24 protein-coding genes and 1 pseudogene are annotated in these 22,888 nt (G+C 62.7%); 20 read left to right on the top strand and 5 right to left on the bottom strand.

Features of this window, described 5'->3' with window-relative positions; translation table 11 throughout:
* The first annotated feature begins 140 nt into the window (after positions 1 to 140).
* The 11 genes and pseudogenes from SO139_RS05500 (at position 141) to SO139_RS05450 (ending at position 8,010) form a co-directional block, all read left to right on the top strand.
* Positions 141 to 563 (top strand): YciI family protein, encoded by a 423-nt coding sequence (locus tag SO139_RS05500; protein ID WP_449376903.1) that lies wholly within the window; start codon positions 141 to 143, stop codon positions 561 to 563.
* 52 nt (positions 564 to 615) lie between these two features.
* A complete protein-coding gene (locus SO139_RS05495; protein WP_449376902.1) occupies positions 616 to 981 on the top strand; it encodes a hypothetical protein in 366 nt (121 codons plus the stop codon).
* An 83-nt stretch (positions 982 to 1,064) separates the two neighbouring features.
* On the top strand, positions 1,065 to 1,808 hold the full coding sequence (locus SO139_RS05490) for a TetR/AcrR family transcriptional regulator (protein WP_449376901.1): 744 nt from the start codon (positions 1,065 to 1,067) through the stop codon (positions 1,806 to 1,808).
* Positions 1,809 to 1,929: 121 nt separating this feature from the next.
* Positions 1,930 to 2,415: a DUF2852 domain-containing protein gene (locus SO139_RS05485; RefSeq protein ID WP_449376900.1), complete on the top strand. Its 486-nt coding sequence runs from the start codon at positions 1,930 to 1,932 to the stop codon at positions 2,413 to 2,415.
* 170 nt (positions 2,416 to 2,585) lie between these two features.
* Positions 2,586 to 3,349 (top strand): annotated as a pseudogene (locus SO139_RS05480) (serine acetyltransferase domain-containing protein).
* Between the two features lie 370 nt (positions 3,350 to 3,719).
* Entirely contained in the window at positions 3,720 to 4,139 is a 420-nt protein-coding gene (locus tag SO139_RS05475) for a transporter substrate-binding domain-containing protein (RefSeq protein ID WP_498539754.1), read from the top strand.
* A 53-nt stretch (positions 4,140 to 4,192) separates the two neighbouring features.
* On the top strand, positions 4,193 to 4,588 hold the full coding sequence (locus SO139_RS05470) for a type 2 periplasmic-binding domain-containing protein (protein WP_498539753.1): 396 nt from the start codon (positions 4,193 to 4,195) through the stop codon (positions 4,586 to 4,588).
* Between the two features lie 27 nt (positions 4,589 to 4,615).
* Positions 4,616 to 5,431, top strand: coding sequence for an amino acid ABC transporter ATP-binding protein (locus tag SO139_RS05465; RefSeq protein WP_449376898.1), 816 nt, complete (start codon positions 4,616 to 4,618; stop codon positions 5,429 to 5,431).
* The gene (locus tag SO139_RS05460) at positions 5,428 to 6,099 is read left to right on the top strand and encodes an amino acid ABC transporter permease (RefSeq protein ID WP_449376897.1); all 672 of its coding nucleotides are present in this window, start codon (positions 5,428 to 5,430) and stop codon (positions 6,097 to 6,099) included. Before SO139_RS05465 ends, SO139_RS05460 begins: the two co-directional genes overlap by 4 nt.
* The gene (locus tag SO139_RS05455) at positions 6,096 to 6,785 is read left to right on the top strand and encodes an amino acid ABC transporter permease (RefSeq protein WP_449376896.1); all 690 of its coding nucleotides are present in this window, start codon (positions 6,096 to 6,098) and stop codon (positions 6,783 to 6,785) included. Before SO139_RS05460 ends, SO139_RS05455 begins: the two co-directional genes overlap by 4 nt.
* Positions 6,772 to 8,010: an NAD(P)/FAD-dependent oxidoreductase gene (locus SO139_RS05450; RefSeq protein WP_449376895.1), complete on the top strand. Its 1,239-nt coding sequence runs from the start codon at positions 6,772 to 6,774 to the stop codon at positions 8,008 to 8,010. Before SO139_RS05455 ends, SO139_RS05450 begins: the two co-directional genes overlap by 14 nt.
* A gap of 100 nt (positions 8,011 to 8,110) precedes the next feature.
* On the opposite strand, the gene cnbZ is transcribed toward SO139_RS05450, so the two are convergent.
* Complete coding sequence (gene cnbZ / locus SO139_RS05445) at positions 8,111 to 8,875, bottom strand: 2-amino-5-chloromuconate deaminase CnbZ (protein WP_449376894.1); 765 nt, start codon at positions 8,873 to 8,875, stop codon at positions 8,111 to 8,113.
* 70 nt (positions 8,876 to 8,945) lie between these two features.
* Complete coding sequence (locus SO139_RS05440) at positions 8,946 to 10,250, bottom strand: amino acid deaminase (RefSeq protein WP_449376893.1); 1,305 nt, start codon at positions 10,248 to 10,250, stop codon at positions 8,946 to 8,948.
* 264 nt (positions 10,251 to 10,514) lie between these two features.
* Between SO139_RS05440 and SO139_RS05435 the strand changes: the two genes are divergently transcribed.
* Positions 10,515 to 11,066 (top strand): TetR/AcrR family transcriptional regulator, encoded by a 552-nt coding sequence (locus SO139_RS05435; protein WP_473118347.1) that lies wholly within the window; start codon positions 10,515 to 10,517, stop codon positions 11,064 to 11,066.
* 34 nt (positions 11,067 to 11,100) lie between these two features.
* Here the strand turns inward: SO139_RS05435 and SO139_RS05430 are convergent, their stop codons facing one another.
* Positions 11,101 to 11,610, bottom strand: coding sequence for a winged helix-turn-helix transcriptional regulator (locus tag SO139_RS05430; protein ID WP_449376891.1), 510 nt, complete (start codon positions 11,608 to 11,610; stop codon positions 11,101 to 11,103).
* Between the two features lie 215 nt (positions 11,611 to 11,825).
* Between SO139_RS05430 and SO139_RS05425 the strand changes: the two genes are divergently transcribed.
* The 4 genes from SO139_RS05425 to SO139_RS05410 all read left to right on the top strand — a co-directional run bounded on the left by SO139_RS05425 (position 11,826) and on the right by SO139_RS05410 (position 16,124).
* Positions 11,826 to 12,476, top strand: a complete 651-nt coding sequence (locus tag SO139_RS05425) for a 2-hydroxychromene-2-carboxylate isomerase (protein ID WP_449376890.1) — start codon at positions 11,826 to 11,828, stop codon at positions 12,474 to 12,476.
* Positions 12,477 to 12,545: 69 nt separating this feature from the next.
* Positions 12,546 to 14,135, top strand: a complete 1,590-nt coding sequence (locus SO139_RS05420) for a class I adenylate-forming enzyme family protein (RefSeq protein ID WP_449376889.1) — start codon at positions 12,546 to 12,548, stop codon at positions 14,133 to 14,135.
* Between the two features lie 46 nt (positions 14,136 to 14,181).
* Positions 14,182 to 15,378 carry an ABC transporter substrate-binding protein gene (locus SO139_RS05415; RefSeq protein ID WP_449376888.1) on the top strand — a complete coding sequence of 399 codons (1,197 nt, stop codon included), beginning with the start codon at positions 14,182 to 14,184 and terminating at the stop codon, positions 15,376 to 15,378.
* A 35-nt stretch (positions 15,379 to 15,413) separates the two neighbouring features.
* Positions 15,414 to 16,124 carry an SDR family NAD(P)-dependent oxidoreductase gene (locus SO139_RS05410; RefSeq protein WP_449376887.1) on the top strand — a complete coding sequence of 237 codons (711 nt, stop codon included), beginning with the start codon at positions 15,414 to 15,416 and terminating at the stop codon, positions 16,122 to 16,124.
* A 23-nt stretch (positions 16,125 to 16,147) separates the two neighbouring features.
* Here the strand turns inward: SO139_RS05410 and SO139_RS05405 are convergent, their stop codons facing one another.
* Both SO139_RS05405 and ggt read right to left on the bottom strand, forming a co-directional pair.
* Positions 16,148 to 16,435 carry a hypothetical protein gene (locus SO139_RS05405; protein WP_449376886.1) on the bottom strand — a complete coding sequence of 96 codons (288 nt, stop codon included), beginning with the start codon at positions 16,433 to 16,435 and terminating at the stop codon, positions 16,148 to 16,150.
* A 341-nt stretch (positions 16,436 to 16,776) separates the two neighbouring features.
* Positions 16,777 to 18,492, bottom strand: a complete 1,716-nt coding sequence (gene ggt, locus SO139_RS05400) for a gamma-glutamyltransferase (RefSeq protein ID WP_449377019.1) — start codon at positions 18,490 to 18,492, stop codon at positions 16,777 to 16,779.
* A 643-nt stretch (positions 18,493 to 19,135) separates the two neighbouring features.
* On the opposite strand from ggt, the gene tolQ reads away from it, so the two are divergent.
* The 4 genes from tolQ to tolB are packed head-to-tail and all read left to right on the top strand — an operon-like array spanning position 19,136 to position 22,688.
* Positions 19,136 to 19,852 (top strand): protein TolQ, encoded by a 717-nt coding sequence (gene tolQ / locus SO139_RS05395; protein WP_449376885.1) that lies wholly within the window; start codon positions 19,136 to 19,138, stop codon positions 19,850 to 19,852.
* Positions 19,853 to 19,889: 37 nt separating this feature from the next.
* Positions 19,890 to 20,357, top strand: coding sequence for a biopolymer transporter ExbD (locus SO139_RS05390; RefSeq protein WP_449376884.1), 468 nt, complete (start codon positions 19,890 to 19,892; stop codon positions 20,355 to 20,357).
* On the top strand, positions 20,354 to 21,301 hold the full coding sequence (gene tolA / locus SO139_RS05385; RefSeq protein WP_449376883.1) for a cell envelope integrity protein TolA: 948 nt from the start codon (positions 20,354 to 20,356) through the stop codon (positions 21,299 to 21,301). Before SO139_RS05390 ends, tolA begins: the two co-directional genes overlap by 4 nt.
* Before the next feature lie 19 nt (positions 21,302 to 21,320).
* Positions 21,321 to 22,688 (top strand): Tol-Pal system beta propeller repeat protein TolB, encoded by a 1,368-nt coding sequence (tolB, locus tag SO139_RS05380; protein ID WP_449376882.1) that lies wholly within the window; start codon positions 21,321 to 21,323, stop codon positions 22,686 to 22,688.
* The last annotated feature ends 200 nt before the right edge of the window (positions 22,689 to 22,888 follow it).

The raw sequence follows: 22,888 nt of genomic DNA, 5'->3' as shown, positions 1-22,888 counted from the left end.
GAGCGATTCACCGGACCTTACCTCCGAAATAATTTTCACCGGCATGTCGGGACTGCAGGATGCGGTTCGTCTTATCCGTGAGAGCCGGTGATCTCGGCCCCAAAGCGAAAGCGGACTGACATGACCCAGAGGATGCCACCATGCGATTCATGATGCTGATGATCCCGCTCGGCTACGAGACCGCGCCCAAGGACGTTCAACTCGATCCCGAGCGTGTCGCCGCGATGATGCGCTACAACGAGGCGCTCCAGAATGCCGGCATTCTGATCACGCTCGAAGGTTTGCATCCGCCCTCGACGGGCGCGCGGGTCTCGTTTGCGACCGGCAAGCCCATCGTGACTGACGGACCCTTTGCCGAGTCCAAGGAAGTTTTGGGCGGCTACTGGATGATCGAGGTCGCTTCGCGCGATGAGGCGATCGCCTGGGCCAAGAAGTGCCCGGCCTCGCCGAACGAGATCATCGAGATCCGCCAGGTGCAGGAGATGGCCGACTTTTCGCCTGATGTGCGGGAAGCGGCCGCCGGCTTCACCGAGCTGCGGAAAGGCGGCCAGTCCGGCCGCTAGCCTGCACGATTGCCTTTCGTCAAAGCGTCAACGCAACAGAGGAGTGAAGCCCATGAACACCAACGACACCTATCTCGCCGTCTTCCTCGGTAGCAAGGAGAGCGCGAAGATGGCCGCCTGGACTGCGCTGCCGGAAGCCGAACGCAAGGCAAAGGAGAAGGAAGGCATGGCGGCGTGGCACGCCTGGGTCCAGCAGCACCAGGACGCGATCCAGGCCATGGGCGGCCCGCTAGGCAAGACCAAGAAGGTCGATACCAAAGGCGTCGCCGACATCGCCAACGAGATGGGCGCCTTCACCGTGGTCAAGGCTGCCTCGCACGAGGCCGCGGCAAAAATGTTCGAGAACCATCCGCATTTCGCGATCTTCCCGGGCGAGCGGGTCGAGATCATGCCGGTGCTGCCGATTCCCGGCGGCTAGCTCCCATTCCGGGGAAGTACGGGTTAATCAATCCCCGCCCGCGCTAGTGACCTTCGCGCACGGCTCATGTAAAAGTCATTCACATGAGCTGGCGCAAGGACGAGCAGCGCCGCGCCGAGCGCGGCTATCATCACGGCAATCTGAAGGAGGCGTTGCTCCAGGCAGCGCTGGGGCTGATCGCCGAGAAAGGCGCGGCCGGCTTCACCTTTGCGGATGCCGCGAGGATGGCAGGCGTCAGCCCGGCCGCTCCATACCGCCACTTTCGCGACCGCGACGAACTGCTCTCCTCGATCGCCCAGCGCGGCTTCGAACAGTTCGAGGCGCGTCTGACCGCGGCCTGGGATGATGGCCGCCCGGACACCCTCACGGCGTTCGAGCGCGTCGGCAGAGCCTATCTCGCCTTCGCGCGCGAAGAGCCCGCTTTCTATTCCGCGATGTTCGAATCCGGCCTGCCGGCCGACGCCAATCCGGCGCTGATGGCTGCCGGCGAACGCGCCTTCGGCGTCATCCGTGCGGCCGCCGAGCGCCTCGCGGCCTTGACGCCGCCAGGCACGCCGCGGCCGCCGGCGATGATGATGGCGCTGCACATCTGGTCGATGTCGCACGGCGTGGCCTCGCTGTTCTCCCGCGGCGATGGTGCGCGCCGCAAGCTGCCGATGTCGCCGGATGAGCTGCTCGAAGCCGAAGTGCTGATCTATCTGCGCGGCCTCGGCTTCCCGATCGACCGTCGTCCCACGGCGAAAAGCGCCGAGCCGCCGCCGGTGCCACCGGAGGCATCCTCCGGTTCGACCGGCTCTCCCAACAGCCCCTGGGGCAAGCTGAAATAAAGTTGCGCAAATAAATCGGCGGGCCTGTCTGGTGGCCAGCTTGACAAAACCGAGGGATCGGCTACCTATGTAAATGTTATTTACATTCACAACGGCGTGACAGCCGTGATGGAGATGGGAAATGGCCTACACCGCTGATGTCAATCGATGGCGCGGCCCCTCGGAAGACCCCTACTACCGCCCCCACATGCTCGATACGCCCTGGCACCCCGGCTGGATTGCCGTGACCGTCCTGGGCTTCATCATCTGGTGGCCGATCGGGCTTGCCCTTCTCTTTTTCACACTCGGGAGCAGAAGAATGTCGTGCTGGAGCGGCCACGATCGCTGGCAGAACAAGATGGAGAAGATGCAGTACAAGATGGACCGCATGCGCGACCGCATGGAGCGCCGCGGCTTCGGCTTTGGCTTCGGGCCGCCGTCCTCCGGCAACCGCGCGTTCGACGAGTACCGCACCGAGACCCTTCAGCGGCTCGAGGAAGAGCAGCGCGAGTTCAAGGATTTCCTGACGCGGCTTCGTCACGCCAAGGACAAGGAAGAGTTCGACCAGTTCATGGCGCAGCACAAGACCCGTCCGACGCCGCCGAACGAGCCGCCGCCGCAGGGTTGATCCGATCCGCAAAGCCTTCAGGCGCACGCCCCCAAAAGTCCTGATGGCCCCGAGCCGCCCGCCTGCGAGCCCCGCAGGCGGGCGGTTTGGTTTTGCTAGCCTGGTGCCACACCGCCGCGGACATCCTATATTCAGTGGCGAAACCAGGCGGCGAAGGACCGGGGTCGGCGATGGCGGAGGCTGCAAGCATATCGAGCGCCAGTCTCTGGCAGGCGATCCGCGGCGAGGCAGAACACGCGGCCGCAGCCGATCCCGTCTTCGGCACGGTCTCGGCGGCAACTGTTCTCGCACATGACGATCTCGCCGCCGCTCTGTCAGATCTGATCGGCCGCCGTCTTGGCGGCAGCAATACCACTGTGGGTGCGCGCTTCACCGCGTTCGCCAACGACGCTTTCCGTCAGCAGCCCGACCTGATTGAGACGGCAAGCCTCGACTTGCGCGCCATCGCGATCCGGGACCCTGCCATCGCGGGCCTGCTGTGCCACTGCTGCATTTCAAGGGCTATGTCGCGCTCGAGGCATGGCGCGTCTCGAACTGGCTCTGGAGCCGCGGCCATATCGATGCCGCGCTGCTCTTTCAGAACGAAGCATCCAACGCCTTGCAGGTCAGCATCCATCCCGCGGCGCACATTGGCTCGTCGGTGTATCTCGACCACGCCAGCGGCATCGTGATCGGTGCTAACGCCGTGATCGGCGACGCCGTGACGATTCTCCAGAATGTCAGCATTGGCCGGAATGGCGAACTGCCGACCCGCTCGCCTCGGATCGGAAACCGTGTCTTCATCGGCGCCAGCGCGACCATTCTTGGTGACATTCGCATCGGCGACTTCGCCAAGATCGGCGCCGCGTCGGTTGTGATCTCCGACGTGCCGGACGGCTGCACCGCTGTCGGCAATCCCGCGCGGTTGACCAACTGTCCGGAAGAAGTCGCCTGATCGTCGCCGCGATCGGCCCTATTGCGCGAGGCAACTCCGTGACGCGCCCCCGCGGGCCGTGAGCCCGAGACGTGCAGTGTCCTTCAAGCGAGCACGATGAAATCCGCACAGCCTGAGGGCGAGGTCGCGTGAAACGCGCTTATGCGATCGCCTTGCAACACGCCTCGAAAGCAGTTACTGTACCAGACGTACGGTATAAAAATGTCGGGGTGCCCGGCACGCGACCGCTTCGAGCGATGCGATTGCTTGCCATGTGGAACAATCAGGAGGAGCTCATGTCTTTCGACCACTCTTCTTCGCGCCAGAGAATGGCCTTTCATTCCCGTCGAGACGTCTTGTCGGGAGCGATTGGGGGGTCGCTGCCCTGGTCATGGCAAGCAGCGCCAGGGCAGTTCCGCAGGGATTCAAGACGGTGGTGCCGGGGGCGCTGACGGTCGCGATGAACGGGGACATGCCGATGACCAGCATCAAGGACGGTCAGATCCTTGGCGCCGATGGCGAGATGATCACGGCAATCGCGACGAGGATGGGTCTCAAGACGGTGCCAGCCTTGATGGACTGGTCAGCGACGATCGAGTCGATCCGGGGAGGCCGCGCCGACGTCATGCTTGGCAATATGGGGTGGACGAAAGCGCGCTCGCAGGTGCTGCTTCTGACCGACGCGATCTACTACACCGGCAAGTACACCTTGACGCGAAAGGACATGAAGGTCGGCCCGCGCCTGGTCGTCGACGACATGAAGGCCGCAGCATCGGCACGGTCAGCGGATTCACGATCGTCCCCGAACTGAAGAGAATTCCCGGAACGAGCGAGCTCAAGCTCTACGATACGACCGATGCGTGCGTGCGTGACGTGCAGGCCGGGCGTCTCGATTTCGCGTTCCTGGACGCGCCGACGGTCGCCTACATGATCCAGCAGAATCCCAACTGGAGCCTCAAGCTGGTGCCGACCGATTCGTTGCCGGACTTCGACGTGCTGGGCCAGAAGCAGACCACCGTCATCGGCATGAACGTCGAAAACTTCGATCTTTTCGACGCCGTGAACGCCGGTGTCCGCTGGCTCTGGCGATCCGGCACCAACGGCAAGCTGCTGAAGAAATACGGCATGGAGGCCGACGACTACCTCGCAGCTCTTTCCAACGAAAGCAATCCGCGTCTCGGCGTCGACCGCGACGAGAACGGCAACGTCATTGGAAAATGGGCGCACCAGCCAAAGGACTACTCGGCCTTGTTCGGCTGAACGATCCCAGGCGAGCAGGCAGGCGGCATGAATCACGTTGCAGCGAACTCATCCCTTGTGAAGGTGTCGGGCCTTTGCAAGACCTTCGGAAATTACAGGGCGCTCGACCATGTCAGCCTGAACGTCGCAGGCGGCGAACGGGTGGCAATCATCGGCTCGAGCGGCTCCGGCAAGACGACGCTTCTCCGATGCATTGCGCATCTGGAGAAGCCGAATTCCGGTGAAGTCATCGTCGCCGGCAGATACATCGGTGACAGGTTCGTCGATGGCCAGCGGACTTCGATGTCCGACCGCGAGATCGCCGACATTCGAACCGGCATCGGCATGGTCTTCCAGCGGTTCAATCTCTTCCCGCATCTGACGGCGCTCGAAAATATCATGCTCGGGCCGCTCAAGGTCCTGAGGCGCCCGCGCGACGAGGTCGAACCCGAAGCGCGCGGCCTTCTCGAAAAGGTGGGCCTCCCGCAAAAGGCGAACGCCTATCCCGACCACTTGTCGGGCGGACAACAGCAGAGAATAGCGATCGCGCGTTCGCTGGCGATGAAGCCGAAATTGATGCTGTTCGACGAGGCGACGTCTGCGCTGGATCCAGAGCTCGTCGGTGAGGTGCTGGATGTCATGCAGCAGCTTGCCAATGAGGGCATGACGATGCTGATCGTCACTCACGAAATGTCGTTCGCCGAGGAGGTTGCCGACCGCATCATCGTGATGGATCACGGAGCCGTCGTCGACGAAGGAGCGCCGCGGGATCTTCTGAGCAAGCCGGCTCATCCGCGGACGATGGCACTGCTGCGCCCACAACGTGACCGACGTAGCGCTTCCCCAACGGGGCTCGCGTCGTGAACGAGTGGTCGCGTGCACTGCCGTTGCTGCCTGAATTCACGGCGGTCTTGCTTTCGGGGGCGGTAACAACCGTCAAGATCACGGTCGGCGCCTTCATCGTTGCGGTTCTGATTGGACTCGTTTTGGGGTTGCTCCAGACGTTTCCGTCACGCCTCGCCAAACTGGGCATCAGGACCTACGTCGAGATATTCCGCGGCGTCCCGATCCTCACCCAGCTGTTCGTGTTGTATTTCGGCCTGGCGCAGGTCGGTGTGAAACTGGATCCGATTCCCGTGGCGGTACTCGGCTTCGGCTTGAACGGCGGCGCTTATCTGACGGAAGTTTTCCGTGCGGGCCTGCAGTCGGTCCATGCAGGTCAGCTCGAGGCGGCTTTCATGATCGGCATGACGCGCCCAAAGGCGCTTCGTTACGTGATCTTGCCGCAGGCGATGCGGGTGGTCCTGCCGCCGCTGGCGAATTTTGCCGTGGGTCTACTCAAGGAGACTTCGCTCGCATCGGCCGTTGCCGCGCCCGAACTCAGTTTCTACGCCCGCAACCTCGTTACGAAGAGCTATCTCAGCGGACCGATCTACATCCTGGTCGCGGTCATCTACATCGCGATGAGCTTTCCGCTGTCGCGGCTCGCCCAGTGGCTCGAAAACCGGCTCCGCCGCGGGAGGCTGACATGATCGGCTTCTTTTCGCTGTTTCTGGAATGGCTGCCCCAGCTCCTGCGCGGCGCCGTCTGGACGCTGCGACTCATGTCGCTGGCCTTCATCCTCGCCGCTGTGCTCGCGTTGCCGCTGGCGCTGGCCCGGTTGTCCTCGCGGGCCTGGCTGCGGGCGATTGCATATGGCTACGTAGAGATCGTCCGCGGCATGCCGTCGTTGACGCTGCTGTTTGTCATCTATTTCGGACTGCCCTCGATCGGAATCACGCTCAATTCGTTCAATGCGGCCGTGCTCGGCCTTGGCTTGAACGGTGCTGCCTACGTTGCCGAAGTCTATCGGTCCGGCATCCAGGCGATCGACAAGGGGCAGCGCGAGGCCGCGCAGATGCTGGGCATGCGCAACATTCAGGTCCTTCGCTACGTCGTGTTGCCGCAGGCTCTTCGCATCGTCCTGCCGCCGATGGGCAACTACGGTATCGCGCTGCTCAAGGATACGTCGGTTGCGTCACTTATTGCGGCACCGGAGATGATGCTGCAGGCACGGGATCTCACCAGCGAATACTTCATGCCGCTGCAGATCTATATCGCGGTTGGTCTCATGTACCTGATCATGGCGTTGCCGCTGTCCTATCTCGCCAAGTTGATGGAAGCACGCCTGAGCCCGCAATCATCGGAAGAAAGGAAAGCCGGTTATGGACAAGTTTGATGCAATCGTCATTGGTTCGGGCGCGCTGGGCTCGAGCACAGCTTTCCATCTCGCCAAGGCAGGACGCGATGTTGCGGTGCTGGATCAGGCCGAGATCGCCTCGCAGACCTCGGCGCGCGCCGCCGGGCTGAGCGGTCAGGTCCGCTCGACCGAGGTCATGACCAGGCTTGCGGTTCGTGCGGTCGAGAAGATCGAGCGCCTGGCCGAGGATACGGGCGAGCCGATCGAATTCTTCCAGCCCGGCAGCATGTCGGTTGCACGTCGACCGGAACATCTCAAGCTGTTGGCGGAGCGGGTCGCCGCTGCGAAGAAGCTCGGGCTCGAAGTCGACATGATTACGGCCGAGGAGGCGTGCGAACGCAACCCCTTTCTGCAGAACAAGGGAATCGTCGGTTCGACGCTGATGCGGCGGGACGTCTTCCTGGAGCCGGTGCAGGTCCCGCGCGCCTACGCGAAGGGCGCGGTGCGGCTGGGGGCTACGATGGTGCCTCATACGAAGGTCTCCGAGCTGGTTGTCGAACACGGCGCTGTCACGCGGGTCGTCACCGATCGCGGTGAATTCTCTGCGCCCGTCATTGTGGATGCCGCCGGCGGATGGCTTCGTTTCGTCGCCTCCCTGGCTGGCACCAAGGTCCCAGCCGTTGCCATGCGCCACCAGTTGATGATCACCAATCCGCTGCCGGGGGTGAGCAATCAGCAGCCGATTACGCGCATCATCGATGCCAATGTGTATGTGCGGCCGGATCGCGGCGGGCTGATGTTCGGAGGATACGAGAGCGATCCCATGCCGGTCGATCTCTCCAAACTGCCGGGCTCGTTCCGGATCGAAAATCTCGAGCTCGATCTGGCCGTGCTGAAGCGACTTGCGGGTCTCGTCAAGGATCAGTTTCCCATCTTCCAGACGGAGCTTTCGCTGCGTGAGCACCGTGGGGGATTGCCGACGATGACCATGGACGGCCACCACATCATCGGACAGGCGCCCGGTGTCAGAAATCTTTATGTAATTGGCGGCTGCAACGTCGGGGGGTTGTCAACCGCGCCGGCTTTGAGTGAGCAACTGGTGGAGCTCATCGTCAACGGTCGTACGACCTACGATCTGTCCCTCATGAGTCCGGCGCGGTTCGCGGAGGACCTGTCCGAGGCGGAGCTACAGGAGAAGTGCCGGGATCGCTACGTGCACTACTATATTTATGCGTCGCCGACGAGTGCGCGGCCGGCCGCCTGATCGTCAACTTCAATCGCGACGCGCGGCGGTGGTCCGCCGCGCTTCTGTGGATGTTTTGAGATGTCGCGGAGCGGCGGGCAGTCTCGGCTCCGGCTGAATCTTATGCCGACAGAACGATCTCGCGCGTGAGACCGCGGCAGTCCATTTCAAAGTCGATCTTCTGAACGGGCGGCCGGCAGGGATACCAGGTCAAGCCGCTGCAAGCGGCGCCGCGCGCTGTGATCTCATCCAGAAAGAAGGGGTGCAGATCGAAAACGGTATAGACCTGGACGGCAGTGGTATCGGCCCAGCCAAACCCGAAGGCCGCCAGTCGCTTCTCCATCTCGCCGAGGGTCTGCTGGGCCTTTGCGCGCAATCCGGCGGGCGAGGTGTCTCCAAAAGCGACGATCCGATCCTGTGGCACCGTGGCGCTGCGTGTCTCGGCGCCGCCCGAGATCAGGAATGTTGGAGCCGCGGACGTGTCCGGAACGGTGTAGGTGAAGGCGTAGAATCCGGACTCCGTCGGCGGATCGAGTTCGGGACATACATTGCTTCGTGCAACCGGATTATCCTCGCCCTTCATGATGCCCCACTCTCGCAACACCTGGGCATAGCCCAGATTGAACTCGCGAAAGCCGTCCGCGGTGAAAGGCAGCGTCGAGCGCAATTCACATGCGGCAAATGCGGTGAGCGGCCGTCCAAGCGAGCCGAGATGCGCCTTGATCCGCGCGAAGCCTTCGGCCATTGGCACCAGCCGGTTGAAGCGTGCCCGCTCCAGCCGGAAGCCGGGAAGCGCCGCGACGCCGGACGAGTATTGAAACTCGAAGGGAATGTAGGAGTAGCCGCCGGAGGCAGTGGGTTTGGTTGCGGGGTGAGAGGCCGACATGGTCGCGTGTCCTTTCGAACGTGGGAGGAGAAGAAGCATAGTCTCAGCGCCGGCGCCGCCGGGTCGGCGACTAGAAATAGGTCCTGATGGCCGAGATGCAGTTGTACGCGTCGTCGACCATCTGCATGACGCGCCACTTGTCGAAGGTCAGGCAGGGATGAGAAATGCCGAACGCAACCATGTCGCCGACGGCCAGAGGAGAGTCAGGCGGAATGGCGAAATGGCAGTGCTGGTCATTCAGATGGGTCACGCGGTGGCCGGGCGGGATCGTTGCCGGAGCCGTCATCGTGTTGCCCGGACGGAACCATTTCAGCGCCAGCGGCGGATCGTCATAGGACGCGTCGCGCTTGCCGAAGCCGAGAATCGCCTTTTCGGGCTCGGGCCGCGACTGGACATAGGCCCAGATCTCCAGCGCCGGTCGCAGTCCGCCGCCCATGGCTGCCAGTTCGGGGTCCCGGAGACGCAGGGCTTCGAACGCGCGCCTGTACAGGATGTCGTCATGCGTGATGTAGCAGCCGCTCCGCAGCACCACCTTGGTTGGCTGGCCGATCTCGATGGATCGCAGCTTTGCCGCGACGAGATCATAGTAGATCGAACCGCCCGCGCTCAGCAGCACCTCGCCTGGCGCAAACAGTCTCTCCTTTGCGCAAGCCCTGGCGAGGGACGCCATCCGCTCGAGGAAACCGTCAACCAGGACAGTGCTCTCTGCCGGAGTGCCGCCGTGCATAAGACCCTCGAAACCTTCAATCCCCGCCAAGGCAAGAACGGGTGAGCCTGCCGCGATCGCGCGCGCAACTGCGAGTGCGGACTCGAGATCGCGGCAGCCGGTGCGGCCGCCGCGATAGCCGATCTCGACCAGGAGACGCAGCGGCCGGTCTGCGTTGATGCGGCGCGCCGCATCTGCGAGGCGCTCAACATTGGCGATCGAATCGGCGAGGCAGCAGAATTCGAAACCGGGGGAGCGCTTCAGTTCTTCCAATACGTAGTCGATATTGCGACGACCGACGAGCTGGTTCGCCATCACGATACGGGAATAGCCGAACCGGCGCGCCACCTGAAGCTGATGCACGGTGGCAACCGTGATGCCCCAGGCGCCCGCCGCGAGTTGCAGATCGAAGAGTGCTGGGCTCATCGTCGTCTTGCCATGCGGCGCGATCGCCACGCCGCTCTGCGCAATGAAGCGCTGCATCCAGCGGACGTTGTGCCACACGGCGTCCTCCTTCAGCACGGCGACCGGCAGCGGCAAGTCTTCCTTCAGCAGGTTCCACCCCTGCATACGCAAAGCATCGATGGGGATGACGCCAACGTGGCCGGGGATTCCCTTTTCGGTATCGTCGAGCGGACGTTCGTCGTTGCGAGGAATGTGTCTGGTCATTCTTTTGCGTCTCGTCCTGCGCACAATGCGCCAAATACTATACCGTCTGTACTGTAAATAAATATTCCAGTGAACGACCCTGTCAAATGGTAAATCCAAGCAGAATCGGGATTCCTCTTATTCGCTATAGAAACCGTCCATACGGTGCAGTAATTAAGCTTGACAGCCAGAGATGCTTCTGAAAATAGTCGCCGTATGAGCAAGAAGGCAGCCAAGTCGAAGTCGGCCACCGAGCGCAGTGTTGGCCGTCCAAGCGCGCGGCCGATGCTGCTCGATGCTGCCCTCGATCTGATTGCCGAGGAGGGCGTGGCGGCGTTGACCTACGAAGCGCTCGCGGCGCGCACCGGCGTCAGCAAAGGCGGTCTGCTCTACCACTTCCTCAGCAAGGAAGCCCTGATCGATGCGCTCGCCGAGCGGCTCGTCGAGCGCTATGCCGAAGCTCGCCAGAGGACGACCGAGAGCTTGCCGGACACGCCATCGCGCGAGCTCAAGGGCTATGCGATCGCCTCGATGCACAACCGCTCAAAGGCGGACAAGGCCAGTGCGCGGCTGCGCATGTCCGGGCTATGGAATAACCGAGCCGGTAAAGCCTACTACGCGGAGCGTTTCCGCGAGATCAGCGCGGGCATCGACTTCGACCGCGCGGCGATCGTGCACCTCGCGGTGGAAGGGCTTTGGTACATGGAGCTGGCCGGCGTCTCGCCCTTCACGGATATGGAGCGCCGAAAGATCGTCATGAAGCTGCTGGGCTTGGCTGACGGTGGCGAACTGGGCAGCGGTGACGCTACCGTGCCCTCCCGGGCGCGTAAATCCTGACTCAAGCGGTGCGTCGCGCGGTTTGGGCGTGCCGCTATTTCGCGCGGGCAGTCAATGCAGCCTCGCGCGTTGCGATCTCCTCGGCCGCGCCTTCGGCTGCGCCGGGGCCTGCGTGCACGTGGACCTCTTTTGCGATGATCGGCTCGCCGCATTCGGAGCAGACCAGCACCGGATCGAACATCTTGCCACAACGCTTGTGTTCGTGAAGCAGGGGGCGGCCGCGCTCATCCACCATGTGAGTGTCGCCCCAATGCACGATCGCCATCACCACGGGATAGAGATCCAGCCCTTTCTGGGTGAGGATGTATTCATAACGTGTCGGATTCTCCTGATAGGGCGAGCGCCTGAGCACGCCGAACCGGACGAGCTTCTTCAGGCGATCGGCGAGGACGTGCCGGGTCACCCCGAGCCGCGACTGAAACTCCTCGAACCGGCGCACGCGCAGAAAGCAGTCGCGCAGGATCAGCAGGCTCCAACGATCGCCGATCACGGCCACCGTCCTGGCGACCGAGCACTGCTCCTGCTCAAGCAAATCCCATCGCATTCGTCTAACTCCGAAAAGGCCGCATTTTCCAACGCGTTCGTACTGCAACAATACAAAATTCCAAAATGGAATGAAATAACCCGAAGGACAATGCTTACCCTTCCGCCAGCCTGGATGGCGCGAGATGTTTGACAGTTCTGTTTTAGAACTATATGGTGCCGCCGAAGATGGGCCCTTTGCGGCCCTGCGAGTCAATCGGCGGGAGGATGCAAAACATGTCGAGCGCGCCAGCGGTGCGGGTGCAGTTCCTGTTCGATTTCGGCAGCCCGAACGCCTATCTCGCCGACCGCGTTATTCCTGAGATCGAGGCCCGCACCGGCGTGACGTTCGACTACGTACCGGTGCTGCTCGGCGGCATCTTCAAGCTCACCGGCAATTCCTCGCCGGCCGATTCCCTGAAGGGCATCAGAAACAAGCGTGAATACATGGAGGTCGAGACGGCGCGTTTCCTGCGCCGGCACGGCATCACGACCTTCCGCCCCAATCCGTTCTTCCCTGTCAATACGCTGCAACTGATGCGCGGTGCCGTCGCGGCACAGGAGCTGGGGCTGTTCGCGGCGTATTTCCGCGCGGTCAATCACCATATGTGGGAGGAGCCCAAGAAGATGGACGACCCCGAGGTGATGCGTCAGGCGCTGACCGCCTCCGGGATCGATGTTGCCCTCATCGCAGCGAAATCGCAGGACCAGACGGTCAAGAACCGCCTGATGGAGCTGACGCAGAACGCGGTTACCCGCGGCGCGTTCGGCTCGCCGACCTTTTTCGTCAATGACGAGATGTTCTTCGGCAAGGACCAGCTCCGCGACGTCGAAGAGGAAATCCTGACACAACTCTCCGACACGAGGCGGCTCGTCGCCTCGTCCTGATTCGCTTCGTTCGACTGCACGCGCATAGAGCCCGGCAAGGGCCGGCGCCTGTCCACCAGGGAGGACTGTATGACCAGCGTCAACGACGTCGACATGGTCGATCTCATCGCGCGGCTGCCGTGCAGGGTTCATGAGGTCTATGCCCCCTTCGCCCGGACCTCGCCCGATCTGCCCGCCTTTATCGAAGCCGGACGCGTCTGGACCTACCGGCAATTTTCCGATGCCGTCACTGCGGCCGCGAAAGATTTCGCCGATCTCGCGATCAGGCCCGGCGATCGGGTCATGGTGGTGAGCGAGAACAGCGTTGCGCTCGGGGCCATGCTGTTTGCGGCAAGTCAAATCGATGCCTGGGCGATTCCCGTCAATCCGCGTCTCTCTGCTCGCGAGCTCGATCTCATCGCTACCCACAGCGGCGCGCGCCGCGTGCTGTTCAATGCGGCGCTGTCGAAGGAGGCCGCCGAGCACGCGAACCGCATTTGCGCAAGCTTGCGCGCCGTCGGCCCGTTCGGCAGCATCGGCGTCGGCGCGCTGAATGATGCGGCGCAGGCCGAGCCGGTCGAAGCGGGCAGCGACCGGCAGGTTGCCACGCTGATGTACACGTCCGGGACGACGGGGGCGCCGAAGGGCGTGATGCTCAGCCATCGCAATCTGCTCGTCGCGGCAAGGGTATCGGGCAATCTCCGCCGGACCGCGCCCGGCGATCGCATCTATGGTGTGCTGCCGATGTCGCACATCGTCGGCTATTCGATCCTCTTGATCTCGACACTGATGCACGGCGCCGCGTTGCATGTCGTGTCAAAGGCGGATCCTGTGGCGCTCGCGCGCGCGCTCGCGGAGGAAGGGATCACCACGCTGTTCGGTGTGCCTGCAACCTATCAACGCCTGCTCGAATACAAGACCGTCAACGGCATCGCGAAGCTCAAGTGCGAAAAGCTCCGCCTGATGGGCGTGGCCGGCGCGCCGCTCGACCTAGACCTCAAGCGCCGCATGGAGGCCGAGTTCGGCATTCCACTACTCAACGGCTACGGCATCACCGAATGCTCGCCGGGCCTTGCCGCCGTGCGCGAGGAGGATCCCGCGGCAGACGAGAGCGTGGGACCGTTCCTGCCCGGGGTCGAGCACAGGATCGTCGCTCGCGACGGGCGCCAGGTCGGCATCGGCGAAGTCGGCGAGCTGCATGTACGTGGCGCCAATATCATGCTCGGCTACTATCGCGCGCCCGATCTGACGGCGGCCGCGATCGATCGCGACGGCTGGTTCAATACCGGCGATCTCGGCCGGGTGAACGAGCGGGGGCAGCTCTACATCGTCGGACGCACCAAGGAGATGATCATCCGTTCCGGCTTCAACGTCTATCCGGCGGAGATCGAGGCGGTCCTGAATGCGCATCAAGAGATCGTGCAGTCGGCCGTGGTCGGGCGTCCCGTGGACGGCAACGAGGAGGTCGTCGCCTTCGTCCAGCTGTTGCCCGGAGCAAGCGTCGATGCGGAGGCGCTGAAGGCTTACGCTGCGGGCGAGCTTACGCCCTACAAGCGGCCGACCGAGCTGATCGTGCTCGATGCGCTGCCGGCGGCCTCGACCGGAAAAATCCTCAAGCACAGGCTTCGCGAGCTCGCGATTGCGGGCACGAGGACGAACGATCTGGCGACGACGGGTTGAGCGGCGTGCAGCGCGTGCATGATCTCACGGGGAAGAGGAGCTTTCGATGTTCAAGAGACTTTTAGCCACTGCCGTTCTGTTTGCCGCGACCACCGGCGCCGTGTTGTGCGAAACGCCCGGAGTCAGCGAAACCGAGATCAGGATCGGCGCGACGTTTCCGTTCAGCGGTCCGGCTTCTCCCTTGAGCAACACCGGCAAGGGTCTGATCGCCTACGTCAATTCGATCAACGATCGCGGCGGCGTCAATGGTCGGAAGATCAATCTGATCACCTATGACGACGCCTATAGTCCGCCGAAGACGGTGGAGCAGACCAGGAAGCTCGTCGAAAGCGACGAGGTGGCGTTCCTGTTCAGCCCGCTCGGCACGCCCGGAATCGGCGCGACCATCAAATATGTCAACGCGAAGAGGGTACCTCATCTCTTCGTCGTGAGCGGCGCGACCAAGTTCACGAATTTCTCCGAATTCCCCATGACCACCACGGGGTTGCCGAGCTACACCACGGAAGGGCGCATCTATGCGCGCTACATCACGCAGACCAAGCCGAATGCCAAGATCGCGATCCTCTATCAGAACGACGATCTCGGCCGGGACTTCATCAGCGCCTTCAAAGATTATCTGAAGGACGGCTTCGACAAGAAAGTCATCGCGTCCTCTTATGAGGTGAGCGAGCCGACCATCGAGTCCCACATGGTGTCGCTGAAATCCTCTGGCGCCGAGGCGTTCCTGTTCGCGGGCACGCCGAAGTTCGCGGCGCAGGCCATCAAGAAGGCCGACGAGATCGGCTGGAAGCCCTTGTTCCTGATCAACCTGGTGTCGACCTCGGTCTCTTCGACCATCGTGCCGGCGGGACAGGAGAAGGCCGTGGGCATCATCGCCGCGACCATGCTCAAGGACCCCGGCGACAAGAGATGGGCAGATGACCCCGGCATGACTTGGTACCGCGCGCATTTCGCAAAATACCTGCCGGGCGCTGATATCGGCGACGCCAATTATCTGTTCGGGACCCAGCAGGGGCAGATCCTGGAGCAGGTGTTGAGGCAGTGCGGCGACGATCTTTCGCGCGACAACATCCTCAGGCAGGCGCGGAACATCCGCGGCCTTTCCCTGCCAACGCTCATTCCGGGGGTGACAATCAACACGGGGCCTGACAACAGTATGGCCTATACGCAATTGCAGCTGCAGCGTTGGACCGGAAGTTCCTGGGAGCAGTTTGGTGACGTGCTGAACGCAGAGGGCAACTGAACGCCGGCGCGCCTTTCCAATCTTGGGAGAACACCATGAAGACGGCGATCGTGATCGGTGTGGGCCCGGACCGAGGGTTGGGTGCCCAGCTCTGCAAGCGTTTTGCAAACGACGGGCTCAAGGTGATCGTGGCGGGACGCACGCCGAGCACTCTGGAGTCGGTTGCGCGCGATATCGTCGCCGCCGGAGGAGAGGCCATTCCTTTCGTCGCCGATGCCACCAAGGAGGGCGACGTCGCCGCATTGTTCGATATCGCTGGCAGCGAGCTCGATCTCGCGATCTACAACGCTGGCAACAACACGCCCGGCAAGATCATCGAGATGGAAGCCGACTATTTCGAAAACGCCTGGCGCGTCGTCTGCTTCGGCGGCTTCCTGTTCGGCCGCGAGGCGGTGCGCCGCATGGCGCCGAAGAAGACCGGCACGCTGCTCTTCACCGGCGCCAGCGCCTCGCTGCGCGGGCGCCCGGGCTTTGGCGCGTTCAACTCCGCAAAGGCGGGCCTGCGCACGCTCGCCCAGGCCATGGCCAAGGAATATGCGCCCGACGGCATCCATGTCGGCCACGTCATCGTCGACGGCGCGATCGCCGGCGACAAGATCATGAACCGTTTCCCCGATGCTGCAAGCCGGCAGGACAGCCTGATCAGCATCGAAGGCATCGTCGATGCGTTCGCCTTCCTCTACCGGCAGTCTGAACGGGCCTGGTCGTTCGAGCTCGACGTGCGGACGTCGAAGGAGAAGTGGTGAAGTCTTGTCCCTCGTCTCACCGATCAGGCGGCCGCCTTGTTCTTGATGGCGCCGATGATCGCGGTGAGAATCGCCCCGCCGGCGCCACCGGCGACGACTTGTGACACGATGCCGCCAACGCTCAAGTTTCCAGATTCGGCTGCGGCCATGATGGACGGAAGCAGCAACGTAATGACCTGGCCGAGCACTCCGCCGCCGACCAGACCTGAAATGACGTTTCCGGCCATTCCGAGATCAAATGTCGGCGAAGACTTGCCCGCGCCAATTCCACCAAGCGCGCCTGAGACGAGGTTGATCAGAATCTGTTCCATGCGGATCTCCCGTACGTGGTCGTCGGGCAGTTCGCCAGCCACTGCAGTCGTCTGACGAGCGGCCCACCCCCGCATCGTCAGGCGGCTTGCAGGCAAAGACAATAGAGCCTGTTGCCGATCGACCGGTGAAACAAACCCTCGGTCGTGGCACAAACTGCATAGCGAGGTTCGCAGCTTGCCGCTCTCCGCCGAACGACGCCCTGGCATGGTGGGCAAGGCGCGTCAGCGCCGTGCCCACCATCTCTCGCGATTGCGACAGAAGTGGTGGGCACGCTTGCGCCTTCGCTCTTCGAGCTGCGGCGGACAAGTCGCTTTGCCCACCCTGCGCATCGACAAGCCTCTCAATACCCGGCGGCCAGCCCCGAGTTGCGGCGGGGATCGTTGGCGCCATAGTAGCGGTTGTTGCCGACCGGCTTGCCGTTCAGCGACGGCGCGCCGACGATGATGACCGCCAGATGGTTGGCCGGCTGTGGCGGCCCGAACTTGTGGCCCATGCCTTCCAGAATCTTGCGGGTGTCCGGCGACAGCGCATAGTCCTCGACGTTGGTGAGGTCGGGCAGCCATTGCTGGTGGATGCGCGGCATGTCGACGGCTTCTTGCGCGTTCATGTCATAATCGATCGCGTTGATCATGGTCTGCAACACAGCCGTGATGATGCGGCTGCCGCCGGGCGTGCCCACCACCATGACCGTCTTGCCGTCCTTGGTGACGATGGTGGGGCTCATCGAGGACAGCGGCCGCTTGCCGGGAGCGATGGCATTGGCCTCGCCCTGCACCAGGCCGTACAGGTTCGGCACCCCGACCTTGGCGGTGAAGTCGTCCATTTCATCGTTCAGCAGCACGCCGGTCTTGGCCGCCGTCACGTTGGCACCGAACCAGTCGTTCAGCGTGTACGTCACCGAAACCGCGTTGCCGTCCTTGTCTGCGATCGAATAGTGCGTGGTGTTGCTTCCCTCATGCGGCTCTATGCCCGGCTTGATGTCCTTGGAGACGCCAGCCTTGTTCGGATCGATCACGGCGCGGATCTTGGTCGCGTAATTCTTGTCGAGCAGGCGGTCGAGCGGATTCTTCACGAAGTCCGGGTCGCCGAGGTAGCTGTTGCGGTCCACGTAGGCGTGGCGCATGGCTTCGATCTGGACGTGCACGGCCTGCGCGGAGTGGTAGCCCAGCTCTCTCAGCGGATAGCCCTCCAGGATATTCAGGATCTCGCAGATGACGACGCCGCCCGAGCTCGGTGGCGGTGCGGAGATCACGTGGTAGCCGCGATAGTCGCACTCGACGGGCGCGAGCTCGCGCGTCTTGTAGCCGTCAAGGTCGTCCTGCGTCAGCAGGCCCTTGCCGGCCTGGCTCGATGCCACGATGGCGCTGCCGACCCAGCCCTTGTAGAAGCCGTCGGTGCCTTTGCTGCTGATCTCGCGCAGGGTCTTGGCGAGTTCCGACTGCACCAGCTTTTCGCCCACCTGGAACGGCTGACCGTTGTTGAGGAAGATGGCGGCGGACGCGGGATCGTTCTGAAAATCCGTGGTGGCGGTATGCAACAAATCGATGTCGCCCTGGTCCAGCGCAAAGCCCTGTTCGGCGAGCTGGATCGCGGGAGCGAGCAGGTCGGCGCGCTTCATGGTGCCGTACTTTTCGCGCGCATACTCCATGCCCGAGACAGATCCCGGCACACCCACCGCCAGGTGCCCCTTGGTCGAAATGCCCTTGATGACGTTGCCATCCTTGTCGAGATACATGTTGGCGGTCGCGCCCTTCGGGGCCGTCTCGCGGAAATCGAGGAAGGTCTTGCGGCCGTCGGCGAGCTCGATCGTCATGAAGCCGCCGCCACCGAGATTGCCGGCTGCCGGATAGACCACCGCCAATGCGTAGCCGACCGCGACCGCCGCATCGACGGCATTGCCGCCGCGCTTGAGCACGTCCACGCCCACCTGTGTCGCCAGATGCTGCGCGGATACCACCATGCCGTTTTCCGCTGCGACCGGGGCGACCGACGCTGCACGTGCGGGGCAGAACGTTGTGAGGCTGACTGAGATGATCGCGGCGACCATGCACCGCATGCTTGTTGTTGGATTTTGCAAGGGAACGCTCCTTGGGAGGGCCGGTGATCCCGGCGCATATTGTTATCAGTGAGCGCACCCTATCAGCTCGTGCCCATTGTGAAATGGAAGGTGACGACTTGGCGTAGCCACAGGGCAAGCCGCGCTCCCTCGCCCCTTGCTGGGAGGGTGGGGCAGGGGGGTAGCCCAGGAAAAGGTGGCTCCGTCATTGCGAAGATTTCGGGAGGGAGTCCTCCCCTCCCTGGCCCTCGCCCGCAAAGCGGGAGGGAACCGACCCTGCCCTGGCCTGACTGCGCTCCCTCTAGACGACGGCTCTCGCCGGGCGAATTGCCGCATCCATCCCGGCCAAACCTCTGCCCAGCCTACCATTCCGGCAGCCAAATGCGCCCGCGCTAACCCCGCATTAACTATCGTCGGCGTCTGGTAAGGTCGGCAAGTCGCGCCCAAAGGCTTAGTCGAGGCCCTTAGTTTTGACATCTTGGCAGGGAAAGCAGACGGCCGGCTTCGGACGGGCCGCTGCAATCCAAAAAGATAAGGCTTTGCGCAGGCTTGGCAGGTGCGCGCGACCCGCGCGGCTTTGGGGAACCGGCAGCGATTTTGCGCGCCGAGGACATGGAACGATCGCCTTGAGAGGATACCGCTTATGAATCCGGCCGACGTCGCTCAGTCAGCCCTGCCGGTTGCTGCTTCCGCCGACGTGTCGCTGATCGCGCTGTTCTGGCAGGCTCACTGGATCGTGAAGGCGGTGATGCTCGGACTGTTGTCCTGCTCGGTCTGGGTGTGGGCGATCGCGATCGACAAGATCTTCCTCTATGCCCGCACCCGCCGCTCGATGGACCGTTTCGAGCAGGCATTCTGGTCCGGCGAGTCGATCGAGGAGCTCTATCGCACACTGTCGGCCAAGCCGACCCATTCGATGGCGGCCTGCTTCGTCGCCGCGATGCGTGAGTGGAAGCGCTCCTTCGAGAGCCACGCGCGTTCTGTCGCCGGGCTGCAGATGCGGATCGAGAAGGTGATGAACGTGTCGATCGCGCGCGAGATCGAGCGGCTGGAGCGGCGTCTGCTGGTGCTCGCGACCGTCGGCTCAGCCGGCCCCTTCGTCGGCCTGTTCGGTACCGTCTGGGGCATCATGTCGAGCTTCCAGTCGATCGCGGCCTCGAAAAATACCTCTTTGGCGGTGGTGGCCCCCGGCATCGCGGAGGCGCTGTTTGCGACCGCAATCGGCCTTATCGCCGCCATTCCTGCCACTATTTTCTACAATAAGTTCACCTCCGAGGTGAACCGGCAGGCCCAGCGGCTCGAGGGTTTTGCGGATGAGTTTTCAGCCATCCTGTCCCGTCAGATCGACGAGCGTGGGTGATGGACGCTATAGAGACGACGATCGTGGGCTTTAGATCATGGCGATGAACGTAGCCAGTTCGTCCGGTGGCGGCGGCCGCCGCAGCCGGCGCAAATCGGTCATGGCCGAAATCAACGTCACGCCGATGGTCGACGTGATGCTGGTGCTGCTCATCATCTTCATGGTCGCAGCGCCGCTGATGACATCGAACATCGACATCGATCTGCCGGTCGCCAACGGCGGCAAGTCGATCTCCTCGAACGCGCCGCCATTGACGCTGTCAGTGAAGCGGACGACCGGCGGCTGCAATTCGAACGTGGAATTGTATCTCGGCGACAGCCCGATCTCGGCTACTGATCTTCAGTCCAAGATCGAGGCGATCAAGGACACGCGGTCCGACGCCGACCGGGTCGTCTATCTGCGTGGCGACAAGGACGTCTGCTACACCGACATGATGAAGCTGTTAGGGCAGGTGCGCGCCGCCGGCTTCAAGGCCAATATCGTGATTATCCCGGAGCAGGGATGAAGGTCAAAGTCGACAAGACTGTTGTTGCGTCGATTGTCCTCCACGTCCTCGTGATCGGCTGGGGGTTGATCTCCTTTAGCTCGCGCGCGCTCGAAATTCCGGAAGAATCCGTCATTCCGGTCGATATTTCATTGGATCAGCCGGCCAAGGCAACCGCCGGCGTGCAGACCGCCGAAAAGGACAAGCAAAAGCCAAAGGTTGACAAGGTCGCTCCCGAAGTGACGCCGCCCGAGGAGTCCCAGGGCAAGATCACCACCAAGAAAGAGCTGATTCAGACCAACACGACTCCGCCGCCGCCGAAGCCGGTGGAGAAGCCCGTCGAGAAAAAGCCTGATCCACCGAAGCCGGTTCAGGAAAGCAAGACCAAGGAAGAGAGCAAGCCGGCCGACAAGAAGCCCGAGGAAAAGGTCGATCCGATCGCCGAAGCCCTGAACAAGCCGGAGAAGGAGAAGAAGCCTCCGCCGCCGAAGCAGGAAGCTGCCAAGCCGCAGCCGCCGAAGCCGAAGGACCGGCCGTTCAATCCGATGGACATCATGGCCAAGCTCGAGGACAAGCGCGATCCGACGCGGCACGAGATGACCGGCGCGACGCCGAATGCGACCAGTGCGCTGGGAACGCAGAACGGCAAGGACACTGCGATCGTCGCGACCTGGAAGGGCGCGTTCGTCGCTGCCGTCAGGCGCTGCTTCAGATTCCCCTATAATGGCCAGGATGCCGATCAGTTCGAGGTCGACATCGACATCCAGATGCGGCCCGATGGAACGGTTGCCTCCTCGCCCGTGATCGTCGCCGTGCGCGGGCCGTCGCGCTCGGTCGGCACGGCGATGGCCGAGAGCGCGAAGCGCGCGGTCGAGGAGTGTCAGGCCTATGCGTTCCTGCCCAAGTCGCAATACGACACCTGGAAATACATTCCGATGACGTTCGGCCTCAAAGACATGCTGTAAGCGAAAAGAAATAACTCAGATGAACAAGATGCCATTGCTGACGCGACGTGGATTCATGATGGCGGCAGGCTCGACTGCCACATTGCTGGCCGGCCAGGCCGCCCTTGCACAGCGACAGGAGGGGCGCCTCAAGGTCGACCCAACCGAATTCCAGCCGATTCCGATCGCGATCCCGAATTTCGTGGCGGGCTCACCCTCGGACGGCGAGGTCGGTGCCGGGGTGACGCAGGTGATCACCAACAACCTGAAGCGCTCGGGGCTGTTCAATCCGATCGACCAGGCCGCTTATCTGGAGCGCATCACCAACATCGACGTCGCGCCGCAATTCCAGAGCTGGAAGCAGATCAACGTGCAGGCGCTGGTCACCGGCCGCATGACGCGCCAGCCGGACGGTCGCCTCAAGGCAGAATTCCGCCTCTGGGACGTCGTCTCGGGACAGCAGCTCACCGGCCAGCAATATTTCACCTCGCCGGAATACTGGCGCCGCATCGCCCACATCATCTCCGACCAGATCTATGAGCGGCTCACCGGTGAGAAGGGCTATTTCGACAGCCGCGTCGTCTTCGTCGACGAGAGCGGACCGAAGGAGCGTCGCGTCAAGAAGCTCGCGATCATGGACCAGGACGGCGCCAATGTGCGCTATCTGACGCGGGGCTCGGACCTCGTGCTGACGCCGCGCTTCTCGCCGAACTCGCAAGAGATCACCTACATGGAGTTCGGCCAGGGCGATCCGAAGGTCTATCTCTACAACATCGAGACCGGCCAACGCGAAATCGTCGGCAATTTCCCCGGCATGACCTTCGCACCGCGGTTCTCGCCGGACGGCCAGCGCGTCATCATGAGCCTGCAACAGGGCGGTAATTCCAACCTGTTCGTAATGGATCTGCGCTCGCGCTCGACCACGCGCCTCACCGACACGCCGGCGATCGACACATCTCCTTCGTACTCACCGGATGGCACCCGCATCTGCTTCGAGTCTGATCGCGGCGGCAGGTCGCAGATCTATGTGATGGCGGCGGGCGGAGGACAGGCACAGCGCATCTCCTTCTCCAAGGACGACACCAACGCCAGCTATTCGACGCCGGTTTGGTCGCCGAAGGGCGACTACATCGCCTTCACCAGGCAAGGCGGTGGGCAGTTCTCGATCGGCGTCATGAAGCCGGACGGCTCCGGCGAGCGGCTGCTCACCTCCGGCTTCCACAATGAAGGCCCGACGTTCGCGCCGAACGGCCGCGTCGTGATGTTCTTCCGCGATCCCGGCGGGAATGGTGGACCGTCGCTGTTCAGCGTCGACATTTCGGGGCGCAACGAGCAGCGCGTGCCGACACCGGGCTACGCATCCGACCCCGCCTGGTCGCCGCTGCTGTCCTCGACAGCGGGCCAATAAATCCACGGCGTTCATCGGCGCGAAGTTTTCGAAAAACAGCGCCGAGTTTTCGCTTTCTTCGATTGCGGCAAGCTTTCCTTCACCCTGTGCCCGGCAAAGCTTGCCCAGTTGTTTGATATTTCAGCAAAAATTCGTTCGCTGAAGGTTCAAAACAACGCGGCTTTAACGATGTTCCCTCAGAAAGACTTCATCTCGGCTGG

This window comes from Bradyrhizobium sp. UFLA05-89, assembly GCF_059803475.1.
The sequence above is the reverse complement of the archived record's forward strand: the minus strand, read 5'-3'. Positions and strand labels throughout refer to the sequence as shown.